General features: G+C 52.3%; 17 protein-coding genes. 7 read left to right on the top strand and 10 right to left on the bottom strand.

Translation table 11 applies throughout. The features are described from left to right. Nucleotides 1-33 precede the first annotated feature (33 nt). Nucleotides 34-1,614, bottom strand: coding sequence for a peptide chain release factor 3 (locus tag HEQ60_RS02025; protein ID WP_168068941.1), 1,581 nt, complete (start codon nucleotides 1,612-1,614; stop codon nucleotides 34-36). Nucleotides 1,615-1,696: 82 nt separating this feature from the next. Between HEQ60_RS02025 and HEQ60_RS02030 the strand changes: the two genes are divergently transcribed. Further along, nucleotides 1,697-2,398: an extensin family protein gene (locus HEQ60_RS02030; RefSeq protein WP_209315353.1), complete on the top strand. Its 702-nt coding sequence runs from the start codon at nucleotides 1,697-1,699 to the stop codon at nucleotides 2,396-2,398. A gap of 14 nt (nucleotides 2,399-2,412) precedes the next feature. Then, nucleotides 2,413-3,804, top strand: coding sequence for a D-alanyl-D-alanine carboxypeptidase (locus tag HEQ60_RS02035; protein WP_168068943.1), 1,392 nt, complete (start codon nucleotides 2,413-2,415; stop codon nucleotides 3,802-3,804). Here HEQ60_RS02035 and HEQ60_RS02040 read toward each other — a convergent pair. Next, nucleotides 3,801-5,516, bottom strand: coding sequence for an ABC transporter permease (locus HEQ60_RS02040; protein ID WP_168068945.1), 1,716 nt, complete (start codon nucleotides 5,514-5,516; stop codon nucleotides 3,801-3,803). The two genes, HEQ60_RS02035 and HEQ60_RS02040, sit on opposite strands and share 4 nt — an antisense overlap. Continuing rightward, nucleotides 5,513-6,538: a Fe(3+) ABC transporter substrate-binding protein gene (locus tag HEQ60_RS02045; protein ID WP_168068947.1), complete on the bottom strand. Its 1,026-nt coding sequence runs from the start codon at nucleotides 6,536-6,538 to the stop codon at nucleotides 5,513-5,515. Before HEQ60_RS02045 ends, HEQ60_RS02040 begins: the two co-directional genes overlap by 4 nt. 130 nt (nucleotides 6,539-6,668) lie before the next feature. On the opposite strand from HEQ60_RS02045, the gene cysS reads away from it, so the two are divergent. After that, complete coding sequence (gene cysS / locus HEQ60_RS02050; protein ID WP_245183693.1) at nucleotides 6,669-8,339, top strand: cysteine--tRNA ligase; 1,671 nt, start codon at nucleotides 6,669-6,671, stop codon at nucleotides 8,337-8,339. On the opposite strand, the gene HEQ60_RS02055 is transcribed toward cysS, so the two are convergent. The 6 genes from HEQ60_RS02055 to HEQ60_RS02080 form a co-directional block, all read right to left on the bottom strand. Beyond that, nucleotides 8,334-10,079, bottom strand: a complete 1,746-nt coding sequence (locus HEQ60_RS02055; RefSeq protein WP_168068949.1) for a putative bifunctional diguanylate cyclase/phosphodiesterase — start codon at nucleotides 10,077-10,079, stop codon at nucleotides 8,334-8,336. The genes cysS and HEQ60_RS02055 overlap by 6 nt on opposite strands. Nucleotides 10,080-10,227: 148 nt before the next feature. After that, complete coding sequence (locus HEQ60_RS02060; RefSeq protein WP_168068951.1) at nucleotides 10,228-12,528, bottom strand: NADP-dependent malic enzyme; 2,301 nt, start codon at nucleotides 12,526-12,528, stop codon at nucleotides 10,228-10,230. 165 nt (nucleotides 12,529-12,693) lie between these two features. Continuing rightward, nucleotides 12,694-14,694 (bottom strand): acetyl/propionyl/methylcrotonyl-CoA carboxylase subunit alpha, encoded by a 2,001-nt coding sequence (locus HEQ60_RS02065; RefSeq protein ID WP_168068953.1) that lies wholly within the window; start codon nucleotides 14,692-14,694, stop codon nucleotides 12,694-12,696. A gap of 31 nt (nucleotides 14,695-14,725) precedes the next feature. After that, a complete protein-coding gene (locus tag HEQ60_RS02070; protein ID WP_168068955.1) occupies nucleotides 14,726-16,261 on the bottom strand; it encodes an acyl-CoA carboxylase subunit beta in 1,536 nt (511 codons plus the stop codon). 173 nt (nucleotides 16,262-16,434) lie between these two features. Further along, nucleotides 16,435-17,217, bottom strand: coding sequence for a 3-hydroxybutyrate dehydrogenase (locus HEQ60_RS02075; protein ID WP_168068957.1), 783 nt, complete (start codon nucleotides 17,215-17,217; stop codon nucleotides 16,435-16,437). 37 nt (nucleotides 17,218-17,254) lie between these two features. After that, nucleotides 17,255-17,446, bottom strand: coding sequence for a DUF1192 domain-containing protein (locus HEQ60_RS02080; protein ID WP_168069156.1), 192 nt, complete (start codon nucleotides 17,444-17,446; stop codon nucleotides 17,255-17,257). Nucleotides 17,447-17,539: 93 nt separating this feature from the next. On the opposite strand from HEQ60_RS02080, the gene HEQ60_RS02085 reads away from it, so the two are divergent. Further along, nucleotides 17,540-18,538: an NAD(P)H-quinone oxidoreductase gene (locus HEQ60_RS02085; protein WP_168068959.1), complete on the top strand. Its 999-nt coding sequence runs from the start codon at nucleotides 17,540-17,542 to the stop codon at nucleotides 18,536-18,538. 145 nt (nucleotides 18,539-18,683) lie between these two features. Continuing rightward, the gene (locus tag HEQ60_RS02090) at nucleotides 18,684-19,352 is read left to right on the top strand and encodes a DUF1013 domain-containing protein (protein ID WP_168019009.1); all 669 of its coding nucleotides are present in this window, start codon (nucleotides 18,684-18,686) and stop codon (nucleotides 19,350-19,352) included. Nucleotides 19,353-19,411: 59 nt separating this feature from the next. Here HEQ60_RS02090 and HEQ60_RS02095 read toward each other — a convergent pair whose 3' ends face one another. After that, a complete protein-coding gene (locus tag HEQ60_RS02095) occupies nucleotides 19,412-21,226 on the bottom strand; it encodes a M3 family oligoendopeptidase (RefSeq protein WP_168068961.1) in 1,815 nt (604 codons plus the stop codon). 203 nt (nucleotides 21,227-21,429) lie between these two features. On the opposite strand from HEQ60_RS02095, the gene HEQ60_RS02105 reads away from it, so the two are divergent. Continuing rightward, nucleotides 21,430-23,232, top strand: coding sequence for a long-chain fatty acid--CoA ligase (locus tag HEQ60_RS02105; RefSeq protein WP_322099270.1), 1,803 nt, complete (start codon nucleotides 21,430-21,432; stop codon nucleotides 23,230-23,232). Nucleotides 23,233-23,491: 259 nt separating this feature from the next. Continuing rightward, nucleotides 23,492-26,959 carry an indolepyruvate ferredoxin oxidoreductase family protein gene (locus tag HEQ60_RS02110; RefSeq protein ID WP_168068963.1) on the top strand — a complete coding sequence of 1,156 codons (3,468 nt, stop codon included), beginning with the start codon at nucleotides 23,492-23,494 and terminating at the stop codon, nucleotides 26,957-26,959. The last annotated feature ends 28 nt before the right edge of the window (nucleotides 26,960-26,987 follow it).

The following is a 26,987-nucleotide window of genomic DNA, read 5'->3' on the forward strand; positions in this document are numbered from 1 at the left end:
CCATACCAAGGTCTCCGGCGTATCCCTTTCCAGCTACCCCTTTGTTTTGAGAAAACGGACGTCAGGGTGGTCTTCTGCCGTACGATCCAGATGCCACGCGTTACGAGCAAGGAAAACAGGCTGGTCCTCATGATCATCAGCTATTGAAGCCTGGTTGGCATCAATCATTTTTTTCAGGGCTACAGGATCTGCGCTCTCAACCCAGCGGGCTGTAAACAAAGACGTTGGTTCAAAAATAACCGGCACCTCATATTCTGTACGAATACGATCCGCCATCACTTCAAACTGCAAGGCCCCGACCACACCAACAATCCAGTCCGCACCGAAGCGGGGCTTGAAGACACGAGCGGCTCCCTCTTCAGCCAGCTGCAGCAAGGCCTTGCCCAAGTGTTTCGCACGCAAGGGATCGCGTGGACGAACTTTTTGCAAAAGCTCTGGAGCAAAGCGGGGAATACCGGTGAAATGCAGCTCTTCACCTTCTGTCAGGGCATCACCGATAGCCAAATTGCCGTGATTGGGAACGCCAATGATATCGCCGGGGAACGCTTCTTCAGCCAATCCACGATCCTGCGCCAGAAACATGACCGGATTGTGCATGGTCATGATCTTGCCGGAACGCACGTGCTTGAGCTTCATCCCTCTCTTGAAGTGACCGGACGCCAGCCTGACAAAGGCTATGCGATCCCGGTGCCTTGGGTCCATATTGGCCTGCACCTTGAAGACAACTCCCGTGACATGCGACTCTATCGGCATGACAGAGCGCTCAACACAAGGCTGGGGCCGAGGGGGAGGAGCTTGACCCGCCAAGCCGTCCAGAATCTCCCGGACACCAAAATTATTGACCGCCGATCCGAAAAAGACGGGAGTCATATGCCCTTCACGATACGCCTGGATATCAAATGGCTTGCAAAGAGCACGAGCCATTTCAACATCATGCCGCAAAGCCTCCACAGCCAAGGCAGGCAATTGCCGATCCAGCTCGGGGTCATCCAGACCGGTACAGGGCGCCCCAAGCCCGGGCATTCCTCCCTTTGAACGCTCCATCAGAATCAACTGATCCTTCCAGAGGTCATAACACCCCAGAAAGGCCTTTCCCATTCCGATCGGCCATGAGGCAGGCGTTACATCCAGTGCCAAACTCTGCTCTATTTCATCAAGCAGGTGGAAAGGATCTTGCCCTTCCCTATCCAACTTATTGATGAACGTCATAATCGGGACATCACGCAGACGGCAAACCTCGAACAACTTGCGGGTTTGCTCTTCTATCCCCTTTGCGGCATCGATCACCATGACAGCGCTGTCAACGGCTGTCAGGACGCGGTACGTATCCTCGGAAAAGTCCTCGTGACCCGGCGTATCCAGAAGATTGAATGTACAGTCTGCGTAGTCAAAGGTCATGACTGAAGACGCCACCGAGATGCCCCTTTCCCGTTCGACCTTCATCCAGTCAGAATGGGCACGTCTCTGCTCTCCCCTTGCCTTGACAGCACCGGCCATCTGAATCGCACCCCCAAACAGGAGCAGCTTTTCAGTCAGTGTTGTTTTTCCGGCATCAGGGTGCGAAATAATAGCAAACGTGCGCCGCCGGGATACGGCATGAGAAAGATTGGACATGGAATACGATCGCCTGGGCAACAGAGCAGAAGCGGGAAGCGGTAGACCTAACCGATGCAGGCAATCCATGCAAGAGCCATGGATGCAAGGCCGATCTGCAGGCGTTCTCTCACACATAAAAGAACAGCTACAGGATTATAGTGCCCACGCGACACAATCTGGAATACTTTTCCGCCTTGTTGGCATTATATCACTCGCACTTGCCGTTTCTGCCTGCAGCAGTGATACAAACAGCCACATTATTCCCCGGGAACGTGGCTCTGCCTGCCTTGTTTCTTTATCCTATCATGCATCAGCGTTTGATACTGCGGCAAAGAAACCCGGCATGAAAACAGGCTGCTCCGTCGAAACACCCGTTTCCCTGTCCGGGACTCAGGTTTCCCTGTCCAGACCCGCGCTGATGGACTGTACGTTAGCTTTGCGCTTTTCAGCCTTTGAGGCTGCTTCCATCCAACCCTTGGCAAGAGAGATCTTTCATCAGGAGGTGAAGGTCTACCACCACTATGGAGCCTATGCCTGCCGGGGTCGCAGCTCAAACCGCAAACGGCTGTCTGAGCACAGCTATGGCAAGGCACTGGACATCGGCGTTTTTGAACTCAGCAATGGCACCCGGATCTCTGTTGCCAAGGATTGGAAAGGTGCCGGCAAGAAAACAGAGTTTCTCAGAAAACTGTCACAATCAGCCTGTAAATGGTTCAGTGTGGTGCTTACCCCAAACTCTGACAGGGACCACCACGACCACCTTCACCTTGATATCGGACCATGGAAAAAATGCGGCATATGACCCGGACCCGCTTCTTGAGCATAAGCACCCTGATCTGGCTTCTTGCCGGAACCTCGCTGGCTGCTTCAAGCAATACCGATGCATACGTGGAAGGTGATATCACCGATAAAGCGGAACCGTCCTTGGTCATGATGGCAGAGGAAATTAGAAAGAGGCTGCGAACAGGTTATGTACTGATTGATATCAAAACGGGTGCCGTCCTAGATGCAGAACAAGCGCGGGAAACCTTCATACCAGCCTCCGTAGCCAAGATCCCTTCTCTCATCGCCCTGACAAGCCTGACTGATGTAACAAAAAGACCCAAGACCCGTATTATTGCAACGGGTCCTGTGAATAAGGGCGTTGTACGTGGGAACTTGGTCCTTGTCGGCAGCGGAGATCCGATGTTTGACACACCTGCTGCGGAAAGAATCGTTAGTGATTTGAAAAAGAAAGGGATTAAAAGTATAAGTGGTAGCTTCCTCTTTTATGATGGCGCCCTTCCTCATCATCATGCCATCAATGCCAAGCAGCCTGCCGATGCGCCCTACAATCCTGGGATTTCAGGATTATCCATCAATTTCAATCGCTATCGGGTGGCCTGGAGAAATGGTCAGGCAGAAGGAACAGAGATTCCTCTCCGCCCCCTTCCCGTCAGCTCACAACTGCTTGAATCAGCCGATACGGACAGAAGCCGCGAATGGCTGCCAGTCAATAATCCCGGTCCCTTTGCCGCCGCTATCTTTCGTGCTGTGGCTGAAAAGAACGGCATCAAAATGTCGGCGCCCGAGCGCATTGATTCCATCCCGGATGGGACAGAATTAGCGTCCTATCTAGGAGATAGCCTGCAGACAGCAATCAGCCGCGCTTTTCACTACTCCAATAATGTGGCCTTTGAAATGATGTCACTTTCCGTAACCGGTGAAAGTAATTTAGAGAAATCTGCAAGCGTGCTGCTGTCAAAGGTCAAGGATGTCATGCCTCACGTCTCATGGACAAACGCAGAACTTCCCAATGCGTCCGGCCTGTCGTCCGATGCCCGCATGTCGCCGGGACAATGCGCTGCAATGGTTCGTTACATGGCAACAACACGCGTTAACGGCAAGCTGCTGTCAACTTTGCTTCCCGGCCTGAAACTGATCCCCTTCGGGAAGCCCGATGAATTGCCGGAAAGCTCATCACCCCTGCACGCAAAAACTGGAACCATTTACTATGGCCGTGCCTTGGCGGGAACAATCCGGGCTGACAGTGGAAGGCTGCTTGCTTGGTGCATCATGAGCGATGATCAAAAGGAAAGATCTTTGTACGACAACATGTCAGTTACAGAGCAACGAACAGAGCCGGTCCGGAATAATGCGCAAGCTTGGCTGATGGCCGCCAAACGGACAGAGGCAGAGCTTGTCCTGACGTGGAAGTCAAAGTACTAGACCACATCTTTCCTGCGCCGTGTGCTTGATATGGACAGGCTGAGGATAATCACAGGCACGATACCGGTAAGAACGATGGCTAGAGAAGCCAACGCGGCCTGTTCCAGCATTTCTTCACTGGCAAACTGGTAAACGTGCGTTGCCAAGGTTTCAAAATTGAAAGGACGAAGGAGCAAGGTTGCCGGCAGCTCCTTCATACAATCAACAAATACTAGAAGAACCGCTGTCAAAAGGCTGCCCCTTAGCATAGGGACATGCACAGACCAAAGAACACGGCGTGGTGAATAACCAAGCGTTCGAGCCGCCATTCCCAGAGAAGGACGGATACGACCAAAGCCTGCCTGCACCGTGCCAAGAGAAAGCGCCAGAAATCGGATCACATATGCCACAACAAGACCAATAAAAGATCCAGACAGGATCTGCTCCATCGAAATGCCGAATATTCCGGAAACCCACTCCTGCAAGGCTGTATTGAAATAACCAACCGGCACCAGAATGCCCACGCCCAGAACCGCCCCCGGAATGGCATACCCCAAAGATGCTGCCTGCACGAAGAAAGAAGCCAGCTTCCGTCCCCGACGGATAGTGCCTGCGTATCCCATGAACAAGGCAAGGAGAGCTGCCACAGCCGCAGCAACAGACGACACCAGCAAGCTGTTAAAGGCATAATCAACAAATTGAGGAGTCCAGCTTTCCTCAAAGCGCTTGACCGCAAAAAAAAGAAGCTGAAGGGCTGGTATAATAAAACCAAGAACAACAGGCAGCACACATATCAAGAGCGCCATCCACCGCCGTATACCCGGTAAAGAGAACCAAACCAAGGACATACGGCGGGTTGACAGATCATGATAACGACGACCACGCCGACCATGTCTCTCCAGGACGATCAAGGACACCACAAAGAATAGAAGAACGAGGGAAACCTGAGCACCACCACCCAGATTACCCATAAGAAGCCAGACATTAAAAATTCCTGCCGTTAATGTTCTAACCGCAAAGAAATCAACGGTTCCAAAATCGTTCAGTGTCTCCATAAGGGCCAAAGCCAATCCAATAACCAGAGAAGGACGCGCCATCGGCAAGGCTATGCGAAAGAAACTTTGCCATGGGGTGCATCCCAAGGTCCGGGATGCTTCCATCACCGCAACTGACTGATCAAGAAAAGCAGAACGTGCCAGAAGATAAACATAGGGATAGAGAACCAATGTCATCATCAAGATAGCCCCACCCAAGGAGCGAACATCCGGGAAATAGTAATCCCGAGCAGACTGCCAACCAAACAGAGCCCGAAGAACTATCTGCACAGGCCCTGCATATTCCAGAAGATCGGTATAGACATAAGCAAGAACAAAAGCCGGAACAGCCAATGGCAAGAGCAACGCCCACTCAAGAACGGCACGGCCAGGAAAGCGACACATTGTAACCAGCCATGCTGTTGATGTACCAATCAGAAACGTCCCGACTCCAACACCAATCATCAGAAAAAGCGTATTACGAATATAACCGAACAAAACAGTATCAAAAAGATGTGGCCATATGTTCTCGACCGGGAAAAAGGCAAGATACATAACGGATACAAGGGGCAATAAGACAACGCAGGCCACGGCAAAGCTGCCAATAAGCCAATAGTTTGGAACAAAAAAGGCCCGAATGGACGCAGCCCACCCGGCTCTTTGGGTCGTGTCAGGCACAACAGTATACGCGCGCATCATGCCCCGGCGTTGAAGTCAACTTCATTAATCAGCTTCAAGGCATCGGTACGATAACCTGCAACTTCAGCCAAACGGATTATATCAGCCTTGAAATCACCCCACGCACGAACTGTTGCAGACCATTCAACACCAGGCTTAACGGGATACTCGTTGTTAATCTCGGCGTACATTTTTTGCGCCTCGCCTGATGACAGGAATTCCATCAACTGAATGGCATTCTCGCGGTTCGGGGCGGATTTGGTCAGGACCATACCCGACACATTCACGTGCGTCCCATTCCCTTTCTGGTCCGGAAAAACAATCCGCACGGCCTCTGCCCAAGCCCGTTGTTCAGGGTCCTTCATCATAGCAGCCATGTAATAGGTATTACCTATGGCAATATCACAAACGCCCTCTTTTACAGCCTTGACCTGGGAGCGATCATTACCTTGAGGCTTGCGCGCAAGATTGGCCTTCAGGCCATTCAACCAATTGCGTGTTGCATCAACACCCTTATGAGCAATCATGGCTGCCGTAAGGGCAACATGATAGTCACTGTCGCCGGGACGCGTGCAAATACGCCCTTTCCACTTGGGATCGGCCAGTTCGGCATAAGAAGAAATTTCGCCAGGCTGAACACGGTCCTTGGAAACATACAAAACCCTTGCACGGGATGTCAGTGCCCACCAAGCTCCATCAGGAGCGTGATACTGTTCCGGGATGTTATCTTTCAGCGTATCCGTCAGAATGGGTTGCGCCACACCGGCCACGACTAGGTCGTTCAACCGCCCGATATCAACGGTCAATACCAGATCAGCCGGACTTCCCGGCCCTTCCGCCTTCAAGCGCTCTTCAATACTTTTCTTGTCAAAGACTGTATTGACCCGAATGCCGGTCTTGTCAGTAAATGCCTTGAGCATGGGCTCGATCAGGAAAGGCTGACGGGCCGAATAGACATTCACTTCCCCAGCCAGGGACGAACAGGAAAACAGAAGAATCGCTGCAAACGAAACAGCAGCAGGCAAAGAGCGGGCAGTGAACATTACGGTGCTCCCGTCCATAAAAGATAAGCACAGCTGCCCTGAAAAAATACCGGCGCACCTCACGCGGAATGATACGCTCAGCCATCAAGGCAATGAAAATAGTTCGCAGTGTCATCTAACAGATATGGCGTTGAATGGCAAGCCAGAAGAACAAAAAGCCGCGTTACCGGCTATTCCGGATCTTGGCGAATGCGTTCTGGCGTGGCATGGTGCATGCTTTGATACAGCAATGCATATGATTGATTGCCCCATGATCTCGAAGACACTGCATCTCTTTAATTCCCTCGGACGTGAACTGCGCGAATTCACGCCAATTGACCCTGATCATGTGCGCGTCTACTCCTGCGGGCCAACTGTTTACAACTATGCTCATATTGGCAACCTCAGGGCTTATGTCTTTGTTGATGTCCTGCGCCGCACCTTGGCTTGGAAAGGCTATGACGTAACCCATGTCATCAATATTACCGATGTCGGCCACCTGACATCCGATGCCGATGAAGGCGATGACAAGATGGAGGCCGCCGCAACCCGGGACCAGAAGTCTGTATGGGACATTGCGGCACACTATACCCTTGCCTTCAAAAACGATTTGCAACGCCTTAATATCCTGCCCCCGTCCCTGTGGTCAAAAGCGACAGACCATATCCAGGAAATGATAGCTTTCGCCAAGGTTCTGGAACGTAATGGCACAACATACATGCTGGAAGACGGCCTGTATTTTGATTCATCAAAAGTTCCGGACTACGGGCGTTTGGGATTGCTCAATCTAGAGGGACAGGAAGCCGGCAAACGTGTTGCTTATGGTGGTAAAAAGAACCTTTCAGACTTCGCTGTCTGGAGAAAAAGCCCCACCAACGCAAAACGATTGATGGAATGGCAGTCTCCGTGGGGAACAGGCGCGCCCGGGTGGCATCTGGAATGCTCCGTCATGGCAGCAAAGTATCTGGGAAAGACATTTGATATTCATACGGGCGGCATTGACCATCGCAGCGTTCATCACTGCAATGAAATTGCCCAGAACCAAGGCTACAGCCGGTGTAGTCACCCAGGCGCCAACTGGTGGATGCACAATGAATTCCTTGTTCTACGCGCCGAAAGCGGGGACGAGAAGATGTCAAAGTCAAGTGGCAACTTCCTGACACTTCAGAGCCTTGTTGACCGTGGCATTCATCCGCTTGTTTACAGACTATTTTTGCTGGGTGCGGCATATCGCTCGAGTATCGAGTTTTCGTGGGAAGCTCTTGCCGGAAGCCGTGCACACCTGCGCCGGATATTACTACGGATAGCACGGATCAAAGAAAACGCGGATAATGAAACCCTGCAACTGGCCAAGGCTGTTACGCATGATGCATACTTCCAGAGCGGGGGACCGTTTACGTTCCTGATCGAACGACTAACGAATGAGGCTAAAGAAGAGGAACGTAGCTATATCCTTGCTGTGGACCAAGCACTCTCCAATGACCTCCACACCCCGGAAGTTCTGGTTATACTGGGAAAAATCCTAGACGATCCAGCCCTGACCCCACAGGCAGTCATTCGCTTGGTTGCGCTGGTTGATCTTGTTCTTGGAACAAAGCTTCTGGATACTGACCCGGATGCGCTCTCCGTACGCCCACTGTCCGCATCCATAGGCGAAGAGGCAATTACACAAAAGATCGCCGAACGTACCGAAGCTCGTGCACTAAGAGATTTTTCGCGTGCAGACCAAATAAGAGGGGAACTTTTGGCTGCCGGCGTTGAGATTAAGGACACCACAGAAAGAACCGATTGGGAGTGGAGGATTACGCCTTACGAATCATGAGGCGAAAAACTTTTGCGTAGGCTTTACGTTCACCCAGTCTGTGAATGCTGAACCCGGCATTGGCTTGGCAAACAGGTAGCCTTGGCCGATCTCACAATCAATATCTCGCAGAAAGTTGGCGTGAAACTCACTTTCAATCCCCTCGGCAACTGCCTTGAGGCCAAGGCCGTGCGCCATCTTGACGATCGTGCGCGTCATGGCCTGATCATCCGTATTCTGGTCCAGATAACGCACAAAAGATTGGTCTACCTTCAAGGTAGTCAATGGAAGCTGGCGTAAGTAGGACAAGGAAGAATACCCCGTACCAAAATCATCTAGGGCAATGGAAATTCCAAGCTCACGGATAGCATCAAGAACATTCTTGGCTTGCTCCAGATCATGCAGAAGAGCGGACTCTGTGATTTCAACTTCCAAACCGACAGGATCAAGCCCCGTTTCACCCAGAAAGCGTTCAACAAGCCCCGGAAGATCAATGCCAGAAAACTGACGGCCGGAAACGTTAACTGCAACGACGATATCATAACCCTTCTTACGCCAAGCCGTGCAGTCAATCATAGCTTGCTTCAGAACCCACTCCCCTACCGGAACAATTGCGCCTGTTTCTTCCGCAACAGGGATAAACTGCCCCGGAGATACAAACCCCATTTCGGGATGAATCCAGCGGACCAATGCCTCCATCCCGATGGCAACACCATCACTGAGGCGAAGCTTTGGCTGATAGTAGAGTTGCAACTGATTACGCTCGACAGCTCTTCTCAGCTCACGTTCGATACCATGGCGTTTTGCTGCCTCTTCTTCCAAGGCAACGCTGAACGGATAGTGATCAACACCATGTCGACGACCTGTAATCATTGCAAGCCCTGCACGTTGGACCAAACGGTCAGCCTCAACACCATCGTCAGGGTAAGCACACGTGCCGATGCGGGCATCCAGAACAACCTCTACCCCATCGTAGACAAGGGGTTGAGAGAAGTATTCCAGAACCTTGCGAACACAAATATCAATATCACCCCCAGGAACATACACAAAGAAATCAGAACCACCCCAGTACCCCATCAGTGAATCTTTTGGCATGCGATCGCGCAGTTCCTCTGCGCAGGACCGTAACACCATTTCACCAACGGCAGGCCCCATGACGTCGCTGACATTCCCCAGACGTTCAATAGCAACCAGCATGACAAGGCCTTTGCCCTTGCCCTCCATCCGGGCAACATCACGCCGTATGGATGCACGATTCGGAAGACCGGTAATCAAATCATGGCTGGCCATATGAGCCAGCTCCTGTGTTCTCTCGCTTACGACTTCTTCCAGAAGAGAGGCATGTTCGCGACGCTCATTATAAACCAGCTTGGTTTCAAGCGTATTCCGAATGCGATGCAGCACCTCGGCCTGATCAAATGGCTTGGACAAAAAGTCCTTTGCCCCCCCAGATAATGCCTTAATCCGGGTTTCCTCGTCAGTTTGCGCTGTTAAAACAATAATGGGGAGGTACTCTTTTATTTCGCTGGTAATTCGCGCCATGACCTGGTGCCCATCCATGAAGGGCATGCGAATATCAAGGAGAACCAGATCCGGTGGTGCTTTTAGAATAGCATCAAGAGCAACAACAGGGTCTGTAAATCCCTCAACAGCCTCGTATCCATCTGCCTCCAGCATTGCCTGAAGCAGAAGGACGTTCGCCGGCGTATCGTCAACAACGACGATCCGTGCAGACCGGAGCACCTGGTCACTAGCCTTCATGCACAGAACCCCCCTAGAAGGGACAAGACGCTACCGGCAGAACTGACTGGTGACAGTCAGATAACAACACCCCCCCAGATATGCAGCAAGCCCGAGCGCTATTGTGCTATGCGCTGTCTCCCACTGTCCATAAAAGCCCTGTCAGAGCTTACTCCTGTTTCTTGGCGGCAAAAATCTGAGCATCAACAACCGAAAGCGCCGTCATATTCAACAGACCGCGTACCGTAACCGACGGTGTTACGATATGCGCAGGATGCCCAAGCCCCAACAAGACTGGTCCCAAAGGCAACCCATCCCCCAACACCTTGATCATATTAAAGGAAATATTGGCTGCATCAACAGAAGGTGCAATCAGCAGGTTTGCCTGCCCGTTCAGACGACTACCCGGGAATATGCGTTCACGTATGTTTTCGGACAGAGCAGAATCCGCGTGCATTTCCCCCTCTATCTCCAGATCAGGGGCTGCTTGGTTAACAAGCTCCAATGCCTTGCGCATTTTCAGGGCTGAAGGGCTGTTGGAAGTCCCGAAATTCGAATGTGACAACAAGGCCACTTTCGGCTCTATACCAAAACGGCGAACCTCATCCGCAGCCATCAGGGTGATGGCGCAAAGCTCCTCGGCTGTCGGATCATGGTTAACGTTGGTATCCGCAATGAAGAAAGTACCTTTTTCCAGAATAACCGCATTCATGGATGCGCAGACAGCAACGCCTTCACGCAACCCCAAAACATCGCGCAAATTGGTCAAATGCTCCACATAACGCCCTGCTGTCCCGCATATCATCGCATCAGCCTCGTTACGCCGCACCATCATGGCTGCAAAAATAGTGGAATTTGAACGAACCAACATACGGGCATGTTCAGGGGAAACACCTTTCCGACGCATCAATCTCCAATATGCATCTGAAAAGTTATGGTAGCGTGGATCCCTGATGATTTCGATAATCTCGATATCCTTGTCCGGGCGCATCCGCAAACCCAGATTGGCGATCTGATCCAGAATGGCTGAACGACGACCGATCAACAAAGGGCGGGCAACACGTTCATCCAGAGCGGCTTGGGCTGCACGCAGAACACGGTCATCCTCACCTTCTGCATAGACAACACGGCGACATTCCTGCCGGGCCCGATCCATAACCGGGCGCATTGTCTGGCCGGAACGGAAAACGTACTGCCCAAGATCCTGCCGATAACGCTCCAGATCAGCAATGGGGCGCGTTGCAATGCCTGTTTCCATAGCTGCACGTGCAACTGCCGGGGCGATAACCTGTATCAGGCGGGGATCAAACGGCTTTGGAAGAATGTATTCAGCCCCGAAACCCAGCTTCTCCCCAACATAGGCGCTGGCCACTACATCATGCGTTTCAGAGCGTGCCAGTTCTGCAATGGCTTCCACACAGGCAATTTGCATGGGCATGTTGACATCTGTTGCCCCAACATCCAGCGCTCCTCTGAAAATAAAAGGGAAGCACAAAACATTATTGACCTGGTTGGGATAATCTGAACGTCCTGTAGCGATAATGGCATCATCCCTCACCGCTTTTACCTCATCGGGCATGATCTCGGGTGTGGGATTGGCCAGCGCCATGACAATCGGCCGGGGCGCCATTCCTGCAACCATATCTTTGGCAAGGACGCCGGGACCGGAAAGCCCAAGGAATACATCAGCGCCTTCCATCGCCTGACCTAACGTGGTTGAACGTGGCAAATCAGACCGGGCATAGACCGATTTGTGAGGATTCATATCCTCTACACGATCTTCGTACACCAGACCAAATTTGTCGAACAGCGTAACATTCTCACGCTTTAACCCCATGCCAACCAAAAGATTGAGACAGGCCAGACCAGCAGCACCGCCGCCAGTTGATACCAGCTTTATGTCTTCAATCTTCTTCCCGACCAAGTGCAACCCATTGTGAACGGCAGCACCAACCACAATCGCCGTACCATGCTGATCGTCATGAAAAACGGGAATCCCCATCATGCCGCGCAACCGGGTCTCAACCTCAAAGCATTCAGGGGCCTTGATATCTTCCAGATTAACAGCACCAAAGGTCGGTTCCAATGCGGCAATAATGCGCACCATATCGTCGGCTGTCTCAGCGTTGATCTCTATGTCAAACGCATCGATACCCGCAAATTTCTTGAAAAGGGCTGCCTTGCCCTCCATCACCGGCTTGGCAGCCAAGGGGCCGATTGCCCCTAAGCCCAAAACAGCGGTGCCATTGGTCACGACAGCAACCATATTGCCCCGTGATGTCACATCATAGGCAGCAGCAGGATTATCCACGATTGCCCGACACGCCGCAGCAACCCCCGGCGAATAGGCCAAGGCCAAATCACGCTGGGTTGCCATTGGCTTGGTCGCAACAACGGCAATCTTTCCTGGTCGCGGCGAGCGGTGATAGTAAAGGGCGAGATCGTCAAGATTTTCATTCGGAGTTTTCATCACAGCCCGAACCAGATGTTTGCGAGTCAGAACTGCCTGACTGTAAAGGCTGTTTGTGCGCCTGACCAGCGTCATTCCGATGTGCGCGACACATTGTCAAGAAACGGCAAATATTGTGCGGAATTCAAGCCCGGGTAGATCTTAATGTACACATATGAATATCAGTTATGAAAATTCCATAATCACCTGATCAACCGAGACAGAACCACCTGCCGCGACATGAATCTTTTTGACGGTTGCATCCTGTTCGGCACGCAGGACATTTTCCATCTTCATCGCTTCGACAACAGCCAGTCTTTCCCCGGCCTTTATGGTCTGCCCCTCGGACACATCAATGCTGATCAGAAATCCTGGCATTGGCGATAGCAGAAATCTGGAAAGATCAGGCTTCGTACGAGAGGGCATCATGCGATTCAGCGCAGCAACATGCGGATCAAGAACGATAATATCGGCACAGAAGCCATCAAGATGCATCTGAAAAGAGGTACCTTTACGTTCCACCTGCGCCACAACACTTTTTCCATTCACCGTGCCATGCCATATGGGATCACCAACCTGCCATCCCGATACAACATGATGAGCATGCCCCCCACAAAAAACGGACCACGCATTCAACCCTTCGACACACGACTGACGCTCAAGCTTGACCTCCAGATCAAATAAACCAGAAAAGCGAACAACAACACTGTCGCTTATCGCTTTTTTGGACAGGTTTTCATGTTGGCCGGGGAACAGAAATACCCTTTCTGTGTACAAACGTTGAACAACGGCTATGATACAAGCCATCGTAACCCTGTAGGCAGGAGATGGAGCCGTTGACACGATCTCCCGCCCGTGCACATCTAGAAAACCTGTGGTACAGGCACCATCCCTGAACGTCTTGTGACGTACAATAGAGCACAAAAACGGGATGTTGCTGGTAATGCCCCGAATGTAGAACCCCCCGAGCGCAGCCTGCATACCACGAAGAGCGGCGTCCCTGTCCTGCCCCCACGTCACCAGCTTGGCAATCAAGGGGTCATAGTGGACAGAAATCTCCCCCCCTTCACAAACACCACTGTCAACCCTGATCCCGTTTTCCGGTTCCGGTTCTCGATAACGAACCAGACGGCCACAGGAAGGAACGAAGCCACGCCCGGAATCTTCTGCATAGATACGACTTTCCATCGCCCATCCCTTCAGGACAATTTCATCCTGGGACAGGGTCAGACGTTCCCCGGCTGCAATTCGAATCATCCACTCAACCAAGTCAAGACCGGTTACATATTCTGTGATCGGGTGCTCAACCTGAAGACGGGTATTCATCTCAAGAAAATAGAATTGCCGTTGTTCATCAACAATAAACTCAACCGTTCCTGCAGAGCGGTAGTCAACAGACCGGGCCAACGCTACAGCCTGATTAACCATGGCCTGCCGCAGGGGACCGTCCAGAAAAGGAGAGGGTGCCTCCTCTATCACCTTCTGGTGACGTCTCTGGATGGAGCATTCCCGTTCATAGACATGCAAACAGGTTTCACCATCGCTGAGAATCTGGATCTCTATGTGCCGTGGATTGCTGATATACTTTTCAAGCAGCAGACGATCATCACCAAAAGCAGAGCGGGCTTCAGAAGCGGCACGACGGAAGCCCTCCCGGATATCCGCTTCGGTATGTGCGATACGTATGCCCTTGCCGCCCCCACCGGCAGAGGCCTTGAGCATGACGGGCAGCCCAATATCCCTTGCAATGCCAACCGCACGATCCTCTGTTGACACCGCTCCGTCATAACCAGGTATGACAGAAAGTCCTGCTTTTCTGGCCAGCTCCCGGGACCGAATCTTGTCTCCCATCAAACGGATGGCCTCAACCGGTGGACCAATAAAGACTATACCTTCTTTTTGCAGAGCCTCAGGAAAAACACTGTTCTCCGAAAGAAAGCCATAGCCGGGATGAACGGCATCCGCTCCGACATCACGACAAGCTTGGACGATACGATCAATCAGCAGATAGCTCTGCCGCGCCGGGGCAGGACCAATGCATACCGCCTCGTCAGCCATATCGACATGAAGCGCACCTGCGTCAGCTTCGGAATAAACAGCGACGGTCGCAATGCCCATTCTACGGGCAGTGCGGATAATGCGGCAGGCAATTTCACCACGGTTTGCAATCAGAATTTTTCTGAACATGCTCGCCTCCCCTATTCGTCGCATGTCCATTTCAAAGCGGAATATTGCCGTGTTTGCGCCATGGATTTTCTATTTTCTTTCCGCGCAGCATAGACAATGATCGACACAAACGCTTCCGTGTTGCATGTGGCATGATGATATCGTCAATGAAACCACGAGCGCTGGCAACGAAAGGGTTGGCAAATGTGCGGCGATACTCGTCTGTGCGAGCCTGTATTTTTTCATCATCATCACGCTCATGACGAAAAATAATTTCAACGGCACCCTTGGGTCCCATCACTGCAATTTCGGCTGTCGGCCAAGCATAATTGACATCGCCACGCAGATGCTTGGATGCCATGACATCATATGCCCCTCCATATGCTTTGCGTGTAATGACCGTTACCTTGGGAACCGTTGCCTCGGCATAAGCGTACAACAGCTTGGCTCCGTGCCTGATAATTCCCCCATGCTCCTGGGTTGTGCCAGGCAAGAAACCTGGCACATCAACGAATGTAACCAAAGGAATATGAAAGGAATCACAGAAACGGACAAAGCGTGCAGCCTTGCAGGCACTGTCAATGTCGAGGCAACCGGCCAAGACAAGAGGTTGATTGGCAATCAATCCAATTGTTTGTCCGTCCAGGCGGGCAAATCCTGTCATGATGTTGCGGGCATGATCGGGGGCAATCTCATAAAAGTCACCCTCGTCCACCACTTTGGTAATCAACTCCCGCATATCATAGGCCGCATGTGGATTCGCCGGCACAAGCGTATCAAGCGAAGGTTCAACCCTGTCCACAGAGTCCGGCGTTGGACATTCCGGCGCCCTGACACGGTTGCTTGATGGCAGAAAATCAATCAAACGCCGCACTTCGAGCAACGCCTCAACATCGGTTTCAAACGCCAGGTCTGCAACCCCTGACCGCCCCGTATGGATCGCAGTTCCCCCAAGTTCTTCGGCAGTCACGGTCTCATGTGTAACGGTTTTGACAACATCCGGACCTGTTACAAACATGTACGATGTTCCCCGGACCATTGCGATAAAGTCAGTCATTGCAGGCGAGTAGACAGCCCCACCGGCACAGGGTCCCATGATAACGGAAATCTGCGGAATAACACCTGAGGCCAAGACGTTGCGCTGGAACACATCCGCGTATCCGGCAAGGCTGTTCACTCCTTCCTGAATACGTGCCCCACCCGAGTCATTCAGCCCGATAACCGGCGCACCAACACGCATTGCCTGGTCCATGATCTTGCAAATTTTCTCGGCATGAGTTTCCGACAGGGAACCACCAAAGACCGTAAAATCCTGACTGAACACAAAGACAACACGGCCATTGATCGTCCCGTATCCGGTTACAACACCATCACCGGGAACAGGATCTACCTCGGTCATGCCAAAGTTGGCACACCGATGTTCCTTGAACATATCCCATTCTTCAAAAGAACCTGCATCAAGAAGAACCGCAAGCCGCTCCCGCGCTGTTAGCTTGCCTTTCTTGTGCTGATTATCAACACGTTCCTGCCCCCCCCCCATACAGGCAGCAGACCGCTTGTCTTCAAGTTGCCTCAAAATATCCTGCATGGGCGTACCTCGCTTCCCGGAAAACAGAACTGGCAATGGCACTCAATAATAACGGCAACCTTTCCAACGGGGATAACACTGCTGCCTATTTTTAAGGCAGACTGTAGAAACCAAGTTATTTCAAAATGGAAAAGGATAAATAAACAGAGTTATGCACAGATTACGTGGACAGGTCACTGGGCCGTCCAGCCCCCATCAACTGACAAGGTCGCTCCTGTGATGTTGTGGGCAGCATCCGAACACAAGAAAGCAGCCAAAGCCCCGATATCTTCCGGTGCAGAAAACCTCATGGATGGCTGCTTCTCCCCGACAAGAGAACGAACACCATCGTCCAGCGTCCCACCAATGGCTTCGGCACGGGCCTCAATTTGCGGCTCGACCAACGGCGTACGCACCCACCCCGGACAAATAGCATTGCAGGTAATGTGGCCCTCGGCATTTTCTAGGGCCACAACCTTGGTCAATCCGACCAGACCATGCTTGGACGCTACATAGGCCGCCTTGTTGACAGAAGCCACCAGACCGTGCGCCGATGCAATATTGATGATACGACCCCACCCGTTTTTCTTCATGCCCGGCAAGGCCGTCCGGATGATATGAAAGGCAGACGAAAGATTGACGGAGAGAATTTGCTCCCACTTCTCGACGGGAAATGCTTCAACAGCCGAGACAAACTGGATGCCTGCGTTGTTGACCACAATATCGACACTTCCAAAAGCCTTGATCGCCTCATCAACCAGAAGCGAGCACTCGCTTGGCTTGGACAGGTCAGCCGGACAAAGACGCACATCCACCTTGTAGCGCCCCTCCAGCTCACCTCTTGTTCTTTCCAAGGCAGCAGCGTCACCAAGACCGTTGAGCATAACACGCACACCCTGAGCTGCCAGGGTTGAAGCTATTCCAAGCCCTATGCCGCTGGTTGATCCCGTCACCACCGCCGATTTACCCTTGAGCATAACCCCCTCCCCCTTTTCTTGTTCAGGCGGACTCTTGTCAGGTCCCCCCGGACCTGAACAAGGTCTCGGCAGCCTGCCTGGCTGAAACCTTGTTTCCGATAACCCCACGCACACGCACAACCTCTGCCTCAAGGGTTGTGATATAATCCTGCAACTGCTCTATACTCATGGCATCCAGATCAGGAAAACAGATCAGGGCCGCTTGTGAAAGAGGATCATCCATGTCCATCACGGTTACTCCCCCGTATCGCACATGGACAAGAAAGTATCAGACCCTGACAGCACCGCAAACCTTCCACTTTCATCAGGACTCTCTTTTCTCATGTCACAGCCCGATCTCATGCGCTGCATAGAAATTTCCGCTCCCGGTGGCCCTGATGTTCTGCGCTTGGCAACGCGCGCCATCCCAACCCCCAACGCAGGGCAGGTCTTGGTGAAAGTTGATTATGCAGGGGTCAATCGTCCGGACGTCCTGCAACGGGAGGGAAAATATCCACCTCCGCCGGATGCATCAGATCTCCCCGGACTGGAAGTATCCGGCACAGTTGTTGCGACCGGAGCGGATGTATCTTGGCCCCTGCCCGGTACAAGCGTAGCCGCACTGGTGGCAGGGGGTGGATATGCCGAATATGCCGTGGCAGACAGCGCCCTGTGCCTTCCTGTAACGGGCACACTACAAGCAGAAGAAGCCGCAGCACTGCCAGAGGCTTTGTTCACGGTGTTCCATAATGTCCTTGAACGCGGACAGCTTAAGCCCAGAGAAGTCTTTCTGGTCCATGGAGGCGCCTCGGGTATCGGAACAACAGCGATACAGGTTACTCGCTCTATTGGGGCAATCGTGTATGCAACAGCAGGGTCAGAAGACAAATGCGCTACATGCCTCCGGCTGGGAGCAGACCTTGCAATCAACTGGCGCAACGAGGATTACGCCGCAGTCATCAAGAAAGCAGGACGCGGCGTGGACGTCATCCTGGACATGGCCGGGGGCGAACGGATCCAGAGAGATATCCGCCTTATGAATCCGGACGGAAGGCATATCAACATTGCCTTTCTGGAGGGATCAAGGGTTGAGCTGGACCTTATGCCCGTCATGCTGAAAAGGCTGACCCTGAGCGGCTCTACCCTGCGTTCACAGTCAGCCACAGCAAAAGCCAGGATGGCAGAGGCGATTCGACAACAGCTGTGGCCCCGGGTCCTGAAGGGCGACATCCGTCCCCTGCTGCACAGCACATTTCCGTTGGAACAAGCGGCAGATGCCCACCGCCTCATGGAAAGACGCACCCATAAGGGGAAAATAGTGTTATCAAACAATTCAAAATAATACAGTCTTGGCAAATATCCCCAAACACTCCATATTTCCCCCTAATTCGTCCTGCAGTGGGGCACACCCCTTGTCCGGGGCTGCAATTTCCCGTAAACAAGCACGACGCTTACCGTTCAAAGACACATCCGAAAGGGACAACACAATGGCGCTGCCTCTCATGCCGAAGGCAACGGCCGTCTGGCTGGTAGAAAATACATGCCTCTCGTTCGAGCAAATTGCCGCCTTCTGTGGAATGCACGAACTGGAAGTCCAGGCCATTGCCGACGGTGAGGTAGCTGGCGGGATCGTCGGTCTTGACCCCATCGCCAATGGTCAGTTGACACGGGCCGAAATTGCCCGCTGTGAGAAAGACGATGCCCTGCGCCTGCAACTCTCGGCATCTGATATTCCGCGACCTCAGGCCCGCTCCAAGGGAGCACGTTATACGCCTGTGTCAAAGCGGCATGACCGCCCGGATGCCATTGCCTGGATCCTGAAGCATCACCCTGAACTGTCTGATGCCCAGATCTGCAAGCTGATCGGCACTACAAAGCCGACTATTGAGTCAGTCAGAAGCAAAACACACTGGAATGCCACGGCCATCAAGCCACGTAACCCGGTTATTCTTGGCATGTGCTCCGAAGCGGATCTGGAAAAAGAAATTGCCTTGGCTCCGCGTCGTGCCGGTGGCACCGTTCCGCAAGTTGACTACGGAAACGAGCCGGAAGAAAAAGTCGAGCACCACACCCGTAAGGAACAGGAAGAAGAAATTCCTGCATTCCTCCGCAGCAAGCCAAAAGCGGATACGCGGGATGAGGATATCGAACTCTAGTTTTTCCTACACAGTTTTCTTGGTAAAAAGGCCGCTGCATACAGCGGCCTTTCTTGTAATCAATCCATGGCCTGAAGATCGTCAATAAAGCCCTCGATCACAGACAATCCCTTTGCCCAGAATCCGGGATCAGACGCATCAAGGCCAAAGGGTTCCAGCAATTCCCGATGACGCAAGGTTCCCCCTGCAGACAACATGTTCAGGTATTTGTCCTGAAAACCGGACATGCCCTGTTCGTAAACACGATACAGACTGTTCACCAGACAATCACCAAACGCATAGGCGTAGACGTAGAATGGCGTATGGACAAAGTGTGGAATGTAAGCCCAGTAATGCTGGTATTCCGCATCAAAGCGGAAAGCTGGCCCCAAGCTCTCGGCCTGGGTCTGCATCCAGATCTCGCCAAGCCTGTCTGTCGACACCTCTCCCGTTGAACGGCGCTCGCTGTGCACTCTTCTCTCGAATTCGTGGAAAGCTATCTGACGCACAACGGTATTCAACATGTCTTCCACTTTGGCAATCAGCAGAAAACGGCGACGCCTTGTATCAGTCTCGGCATCCAGCATGGCGCGGAATGTCAGCATTTCCCCGAAAACAGAAGCAGTCTCGGCCAAGGTCAATGGTGTATCAGACATAAAGCATCCTTGACGGCCAGCCAAAATCTGATGGCAACCATGTCCCAGCTCATGGGCCAAAGTCATGACGTCACGCCCTCTTCCCATAAAATTGAGAAGAAGATAAGGGTGCACACTTGGAACTGTTGGGTGAGCAAAGGCACCAGATGCCTTGCCAGGACGTGCAGGAACATCAATCCATGCATTATCAAAGAAACGCTGTCCGACAGCGGCCAGTTCGGGAGAAAAACGCCCATAGGCAGCAAGAACAAAGTCCGCTGCTTCCTTCCAGCTCCAGGTCCGGCTGCTGTCCCCTGGTACCGGCGCATTACGATCCCAGTAATCCAGAACATCAATACCGAACCACTTGGCTTTCATCGCATAATACCGATGTGACAAGCGCGGAAAAGCGTCCCGCACAGCAGAAACCAAAGCATCGACAACAGGCTCTTCAACCTGATTGGCAAGATTACGGGCAGCCATAGGGCTTTTGTAACCACGCCAGCGGTCATCAATTTCCTTGTCTTTGGCCAAGGTATTTGTAATCAGCCCGAACAGACGAATATTATCGCCCAGAACCTGACCGATACTTTTAGCGGCACTCTTCCGACGCTGTGGATCGGTTTCCCCCAGCAGATGGGTAGCTTCGGTGATGGTCAGGTCCTTGCCATCAACAGGAAACCGCAGCGACGCCATGGTTTCATCAAACAGACGAACCCATGCCCCAGCGCCTGTAATCCCCTTCTCGCTCGACAGCTTCTCCAGTTCATCGGAAAGCTGGTGATTCTTGCTCAGGCGAACATCCCGGATCCAAGGAGCATACCGTGCAACCACCGAATCTTCCGCCAACCGTGCAGCCAGCGCGGCATCATCCATGCGATTGATTTCCAGAACAAAGAAAAGTGTTCTGGTCTGAACCTCGGTCGCCTTCTCATTGATATCCTGTACAAACCGTCCTGTTTCAGGGTCGGTCACATGACCGGCATGCAAAAGTTGAGCATATGACAAAATACGGTACAGGCGCTCACACAAGGTTTCATATTCAACAATGGCGGCACCGAACTGTACTGCACTGAGCGCGCTGACTTTCCCTTGATAGCTGGCCTCAAATTTTTTGGATTGCGTGTCAACCTGACCAAGGTCCGCTGCCAATTCAGCGGAATCACGCCCCGGGTACAAATCTGACAGATCCCATTCCGGTACCCCGCTATGGGCTGCAGAACCCGTTCCCTCGCTGTCACGGTTGATGATTGGCAACATCCCATTATCTCCTTATGATCCCCGTTGATCCACGGGGCAGAACAAAAAAATGACGACAGCCCCTACACACCGTAAGCCCGTTGTGGTGCTGCCGCCCAGTTTATGGCACCCAGTGTGCCGAGACTCGAGGATTTCCACAAGACCGGACAACAAGACCGGACAACAAGACCGGACAACAAGACCGGCCCATCAGGAGAAGGCATTTGAGGGGACGTGCCGTCAATTATGAAACCACAACCAGTCTGGTTTCCATGTTCTTCGAACAGGCCGCATTCTTTGGTCCTGCACCCTTTCTATGGAGGGTGGTCAAAGGATCTTACTGCCCGATAAGCTGGGAAGATGCCGCCATAACAGTGCGGTCCTTGGCCCATGGGCTGACTGAAATGGGAATCAAAACCGGTGACCGTGTTGTCCTGGTCTCGGAAAACCGCCCGGAATGGTGCCTTGGCGATCTGGCCATCATGGCCGCCGGTGCCATTTCTGTTCCAGCCTACACAACAAATACACCGAATGATCACAGGCATGTGTTGACCGATTCAGGCGCCCGCGCCGTTATTGTTTCCAGCGGTCGACTGATGCGACCTCTGTTACACGCAGCAGCCCACATCGCACACCCGCCGCATGTTATCCTGATCAACGCGGGGGACCTGAAGCAAAATCCGGGGGTTTCGCTGTTCTTTTGGGACGACCTGATTGCAAAGGGAGCCAAGAAACAGCATCTCCCCTTGCCTACCCTGCCGCAACGTACAGATACAGCCTGTATCATTTATACATCCGGGACCGGTGGGGCACCCAAGGGGGTTATGCTGTCCCATGCCTCTATTCTTGCCAATTGCCGGGGTGCCCATGATGTTCTGGTCAAGCTGGGATTGGGGCAAGAACGCTTTCTGTCCTTCCTGCCACTCAGCCATGCCTATGAGCACAGCGCGGGTCAATTTTTTCCGGTTTCGATCGGGGCGCAAATCTATTACGCAGAAAGCATCGATGCGCTTGGTCGCAACATGGCTGCAGCCAAGCCAACCCTTATGGCCGCCGTACCACGCATTTATGAAGTCATGCGGACAAAAATGCTGCGATCGGCGGAAAAAAGTTCCGGACTCAAGACTTGGCTGTTTCACAAGACCCTTAGCCTGGGCACAAAACGTTATTGCCATAAAACACAAATTGGCCCCTTGGAACTCCTGATAAATGTCGCCTGTACACTTCTTGTACGACGGAAAATTGCAGCAGGCTTCGGCGGACACCTGAAGGCCTTTGTATCAGGCGGTGCTCCTCTTAACCCTGACGTCGGATACTTTTTCACAGCCTTGGGGATCCGCATTCTTCAAGGATATGGGCAAACTGAGGCAGGCCCCCTGATTTCGGTCAATACGCCGGATAATCCAAAAATGGAAAGCGTTGGCCCTGCCCTGAATGGCGTTGAAGCAAAGATCGCAGAAGACGGGGAGATTTGCGTCAGGGGCGAAATGGTCATGCAGGGGTACTGGAACAACCCGGAAGCAACAGCTGCAGTTATTGACCCCGATGGATGGCTTCACACAGGTGACATCGGGCATATCGACCCGGAAGGGCACATCTTCATCACAGACAGAAAAAAGGATATTATTGTCAATTCCGGCGGTGACAACATATCTCCGCAAAGGATAGAAGGCTTCCTGACATTGGAGCCTGAAATTGCACAGGCCATGGTTTACGGGGACAAGCGCCCGCATCTGGTTGCCCTTGTCGTTCCAAGTGAAGAACTGATCAGTGCTGTTGCAGCAGAAAAGGGCGTGCCACCCGATCTGACTATACTGGCCAAGGAACCGGAAATACTGCGACGTATCAGTGCCGCCCTTGAAAGGGTTAACAAGGAACTCTCCACCATAGAGACCGTGCGCCGCTTTGTCATTGCCCCCGAAGCCTTCACCATCGACAATGCCATGCTGACGCCCACTCTGAAAATAAGACGCCACGTTATCCTTGAGCGATGGAGAGCGACTCTGGATCAGCTCTATCGGTCGTAATATATGATTCTTGCCCGCCTTCAGTACTTGGGCGCAGGCAAAACAATCTTTGTTCTTCTGTGGACCAGAAGAAAACATAAAGATGCGCCGAATACGTTGGCCTCATCAAATCAGAGCCCATAACAGGTCAGCATAACAGTCCTATTGTATTTTCTCCTGCTCCCCCTATCCTTTTTCCGGGGACCATATACCGCAAGATCAAAACGACTGCGGAAAGAGAACGGCCTGAAAAAAGAAAAGCTGTTCCAGGGAGGAAAACATGGGGATTGATCATCGCATCACTCTTGAAGACAAGTATGCTGCATCATCCGGAAGAATCTATCTGTCGGGGATTCAGGCCTTGGCCCGCATACCCATGACACGGCGCATTCTGGACATCGGGAATGGCCTTGATACAGCCGGCTTTATATCGGGGTATCGGGGATCACCGGTTGGCACTCTTGATACAACGCTGCTCGCAGCTCAGAAGCACCTTGAGAAACACCACATTGTATTCCAGCCGGGGCTTAACGAAGATCTTGCGGCAACAGCCGTGTGGGGAAGCCAGCAAGGATCAATGTTCCCTAGACAACGGTATGATGGTGTCTGCGGATACTGGTATGGCAAAGGCCCAGGCGTTGACCGATCCGGTGACGTCTTCCGTCACGCAAACATGGCAGGAACAAGTCGGCATGGCGGGGTTGTTCTGTTCTCCGGTGATGATCATGCAGCCAAATCATCCACTGTACCCAGCCAGACCGACTACACCTATATGGATCTGCAAATACCGGTTCTATACCCGTCCAATGTTCAGGATATCTTGGACTATGGAGTTATGGCGATTCAGATGAGTCGCTATTCCGGATGTTGGGTTGCCCTGAAATGCATCAGCGAGGTTCTGGATAGCTCATCAACGGTTGAGGCTGATCTTGGGCGCTATACTTTCTCAGATCCTGAACAGGGAAACATGCCCGAAGACGGTCTTCATATCCGCGTACCAGACTCACCGCTGGAACAGGAGTACCGCCTCATAAACTACAAGATTCCGGCAGCCGTCGCCTTTGCCCGCTACAATCGGATCAATTTTGTTTCCTTTGACACCCCTGCTGCACGTATTGGCATTATTGCTGCGGGAAAGAGCTGGCTGGATACCCTGCAAGCTCTTGATGATATGGGCATCAAGGAAAATGAAGCCCATAGCCTTGGACTAAGGCTTTTCAAGGTTGGCATGCCGTGGCCTCTGGAACCAGATGGCATCCTCTCTTTTGCAAGGGGGCTGGAGCATCTTGTTGTTATTGAGGAAAAGAGGCCCGTTATCGAAACACAGGTCAAGGAGCTGCTGTACAATCAGCTTCGGCATAACGCCCCCAGAATAACCGGCAAACACAGCCCCACCGGAGAGCCCGCTTTTCAAGCCACAGGAGAACTGGGACCAGATCAGATTGCCCTTGTCCTCGGCCCCATTCTTTCCAGCATAAACCCTCTTGCCTCTATCAGGGAACGCTTGCTCTTTCTTGAACACGCCAAACACAATGAACCCATCGCGGTTAAAAGAATTCCTCACTTCTGTGCCGGCTGCCCACACAACACGTCAACAAAGGTACCCGAAGGATCGCGGGCAATCGGTGGCATCGGCTGCCATTACATGGTGACGTGGATGGATCGGTCAACCAGCACATTTACCCAGATGGGGGGAGAAGGCGTTCCCTGGGTCGGACAAGCCCCATTCACCGAAGAAAAACATGTGTTTGCCAACTTGGGGGATGGTACCTATCTTCATTCCGGACTTCTGGCCATACGCCAAGCAATCGCAGCTAACGTCAATATAACCTACCGTATCCTGTTCAATGATGCCGTTGCCATGACGGGTGGACAACGCTTCGATGGCCCACTGACAGTTCCGTCCCTGGTTGCACAGGTTGCAGCTGAAGGTGTCAAACGCATTGCCATCGTTTCCGATGCACCCGAAGTATTCCGAAAGGTTATGCCATCCCTACCGCCGCACACAACACTTCACCACCGCGACACACTGGATGAACTACAACGCCAGCTGCGCCAATCACCAGGCGTCAGCGTCCTGATTTATGAACAAACATGTGCCGCCGAGAAACGCCGTCGTCGTAAAAGAGGCAAAATGCCGGACCCTGACAAACGGGTCTTTATTCATGATCTTGTCTGTGAGGGATGCGGAGACTGTGGCTCACAGTCCAACTGCGTTGCCATTGAACCCTTGGAAACAGAGTTTGGGCGCAAAAGAAAAATCGATCAGTCTTCCTGTAACAAAGACTTCTCGTGCATCAAGGGCTTTTGCCCCTCGTTCATTACAGTCACAGGTGGAAAGCTACGGAAACGCGAAGGACATGCATATCTCTCAAACCTTGAATGTCCTCCCGAACCCATGATTCCCGCTATTGAGCCTGGCTCCTATAACATTGTTATAACAGGAATTGGTGGAACAGGGGTCATTACCATATCAGCGTTACTTGGCATGGCCGCCCACCTGGAAGGCAAAATAGCCTCGGTTCTTGATCAGGTTGGACTCGCCCAAAAGAATGGAGCGGTTATCAGCCACCTGCGCATCGCTCAATCGACAGACCATATACACGCTGCCCGTATTTCACAGGGCAAGGCACATCTTGTGCTGGGGTGCGATGGTCTGACAGCAGCGGGGCATGATGCGATTCTCAGGATGGGTTTCGGGCACACCTCGGCTGTTATCAACACACAGGAAACCATGACAGCAGAGTTTACGCGTAACCCCGATGCTGTTTTCCCCGGAACAGATATTATTCAAACGATTGAAAGCACTGTCGGCAAAGAGCATACCTCTTTTGTCAATGCATCAGAGCTGGCCACAACCTTGATGGGAGACAGCCTAGCAACCAACCTGTTCCTGATTGGCTACGCTTGGCAGAAAGGCCTTATTCCCCTCTCCCGGGAATCGATCATGAGGGCCATAGAACTTAATGGTGTCAGGCCAGAGTTCAATCGCATGGCATTCATGTGGGGGCGTCACACCGCCGTAGCGCCAGAACAGATTGCCGGCATAGCCTTCCCAGATAAGGCACCAGCACACCATAACCTTTCAGAAACACTGGATAATATTATATCCAGGCGTTCTTTATTTCTGGAAAGCTGGCAGGATCGTCGTTGGGCCAATCGTTATGAAACCAGCATCAAAGAATTGCGCAGTGCTGAAGAAAAACTGAGAATAAACAGTACGGCCCTGACTGCCGCAGCCGCACGCTCTTTGTTCAAGCTAATGTCTTACAAAGACGAATATGAAGTTGCCCGCCTGTATACCGACAGCAGCTTCATGTCTAAACTGAAGTCCCAATTTGAAGGGAAACTGAAGCTGACATTCTATCTTGCACCTCCCCTTCTTGCACACCGCAATCGTGAAACTGGACATCTTGAAAAATCAGCCTTTGGAAGCTGGGTTTTGCCCGTCATGAAAGTTCTGGCCCGGATACGAACAATCAGGGGAAGCTATATAGACCCCTTTGGCTATACCGCTGAAAGGAAGATGCAACGACAACTGATCACCGATTTCCAAACCTTGCTTTCAGAAATAGCTTCCAACCTGAGCGCCGAAAACTTGGATACCGCTGTCAAGTTGGCTTCACTACCGCTTACCATGCGGGGATACGGCCACATACTGGAAGATAATGTACGCAAGGCACGCCGGCAGCAGGAACACCTTCTGTCCGAGTTCCGGGCGAAGCGACACGCCATGGAAGCCGCTTAAAAAAGTCTCTCTTCCCTGAAGAAAGCTA

Origin of the sequence: Haematospirillum sp. H1815, from assembly GCF_012102705.1 — a bacterium.
In the GTDB taxonomy this organism is placed as follows: Bacteria; Pseudomonadota; Alphaproteobacteria; order Rhodospirillales; family Rhodospirillaceae; genus Haematospirillum.

What these genes read in the sequence shown, in the direction of transcription:
- HEQ60_RS02025 (WP_168068941.1), bottom strand. Translation starts at nt 1,614, where the DNA reads ATGTCCAATCTTTCTCATGCCGTATCCCGGCGGCGCACGTTTGCTATT.
- HEQ60_RS02030 (WP_209315353.1), top strand. Translation starts at nt 1,697, where the DNA reads ATGCAAGGCCGATCTGCAGGCGTTCTCTCACACATAAAAGAACAGCTA.
- HEQ60_RS02040 (WP_168068945.1), bottom strand. Translation starts at nt 5,516, where the DNA reads ATGATGCGCGCGTATACTGTTGTGCCTGACACGACCCAAAGAGCCGGG.
- HEQ60_RS02045 (WP_168068947.1), bottom strand. Translation starts at nt 6,538, where the DNA reads ATGTTCACTGCCCGCTCTTTGCCTGCTGCTGTTTCGTTTGCAGCGATT.
- HEQ60_RS02055 (WP_168068949.1), bottom strand. Translation starts at nt 10,079, where the DNA reads ATGAAGGCTAGTGACCAGGTGCTCCGGTCTGCACGGATCGTCGTTGTT.
- HEQ60_RS02060 (WP_168068951.1), bottom strand. Translation starts at nt 12,528, where the DNA reads ATGAAAACTCCGAATGAAAATCTTGACGATCTCGCCCTTTACTATCAC.
- HEQ60_RS02065 (WP_168068953.1), bottom strand. Translation starts at nt 14,694, where the DNA reads ATGTTCAGAAAAATTCTGATTGCAAACCGTGGTGAAATTGCCTGCCGC.
- HEQ60_RS02070 (WP_168068955.1), bottom strand. Translation starts at nt 16,261, where the DNA reads ATGCAGGATATTTTGAGGCAACTTGAAGACAAGCGGTCTGCTGCCTGT.
- HEQ60_RS02075 (WP_168068957.1), bottom strand. Translation starts at nt 17,217, where the DNA reads ATGCTCAAGGGTAAATCGGCGGTGGTGACGGGATCAACCAGCGGCATA.
- HEQ60_RS02080 (WP_168069156.1), bottom strand. Translation starts at nt 17,446, where the DNA reads ATGGACATGGATGATCCTCTTTCACAAGCGGCCCTGATCTGTTTTCCT.
- HEQ60_RS02085 (WP_168068959.1), top strand. Translation starts at nt 17,540, where the DNA reads ATGTCACAGCCCGATCTCATGCGCTGCATAGAAATTTCCGCTCCCGGT.
- HEQ60_RS02090 (WP_168019009.1), top strand. Translation starts at nt 18,684, where the DNA reads ATGGCGCTGCCTCTCATGCCGAAGGCAACGGCCGTCTGGCTGGTAGAA.
- HEQ60_RS02095 (WP_168068961.1), bottom strand. Translation starts at nt 21,226, where the DNA reads ATGTTGCCAATCATCAACCGTGACAGCGAGGGAACGGGTTCTGCAGCC.
- HEQ60_RS02110 (WP_168068963.1), top strand. Translation starts at nt 23,492, where the DNA reads ATGGGGATTGATCATCGCATCACTCTTGAAGACAAGTATGCTGCATCA.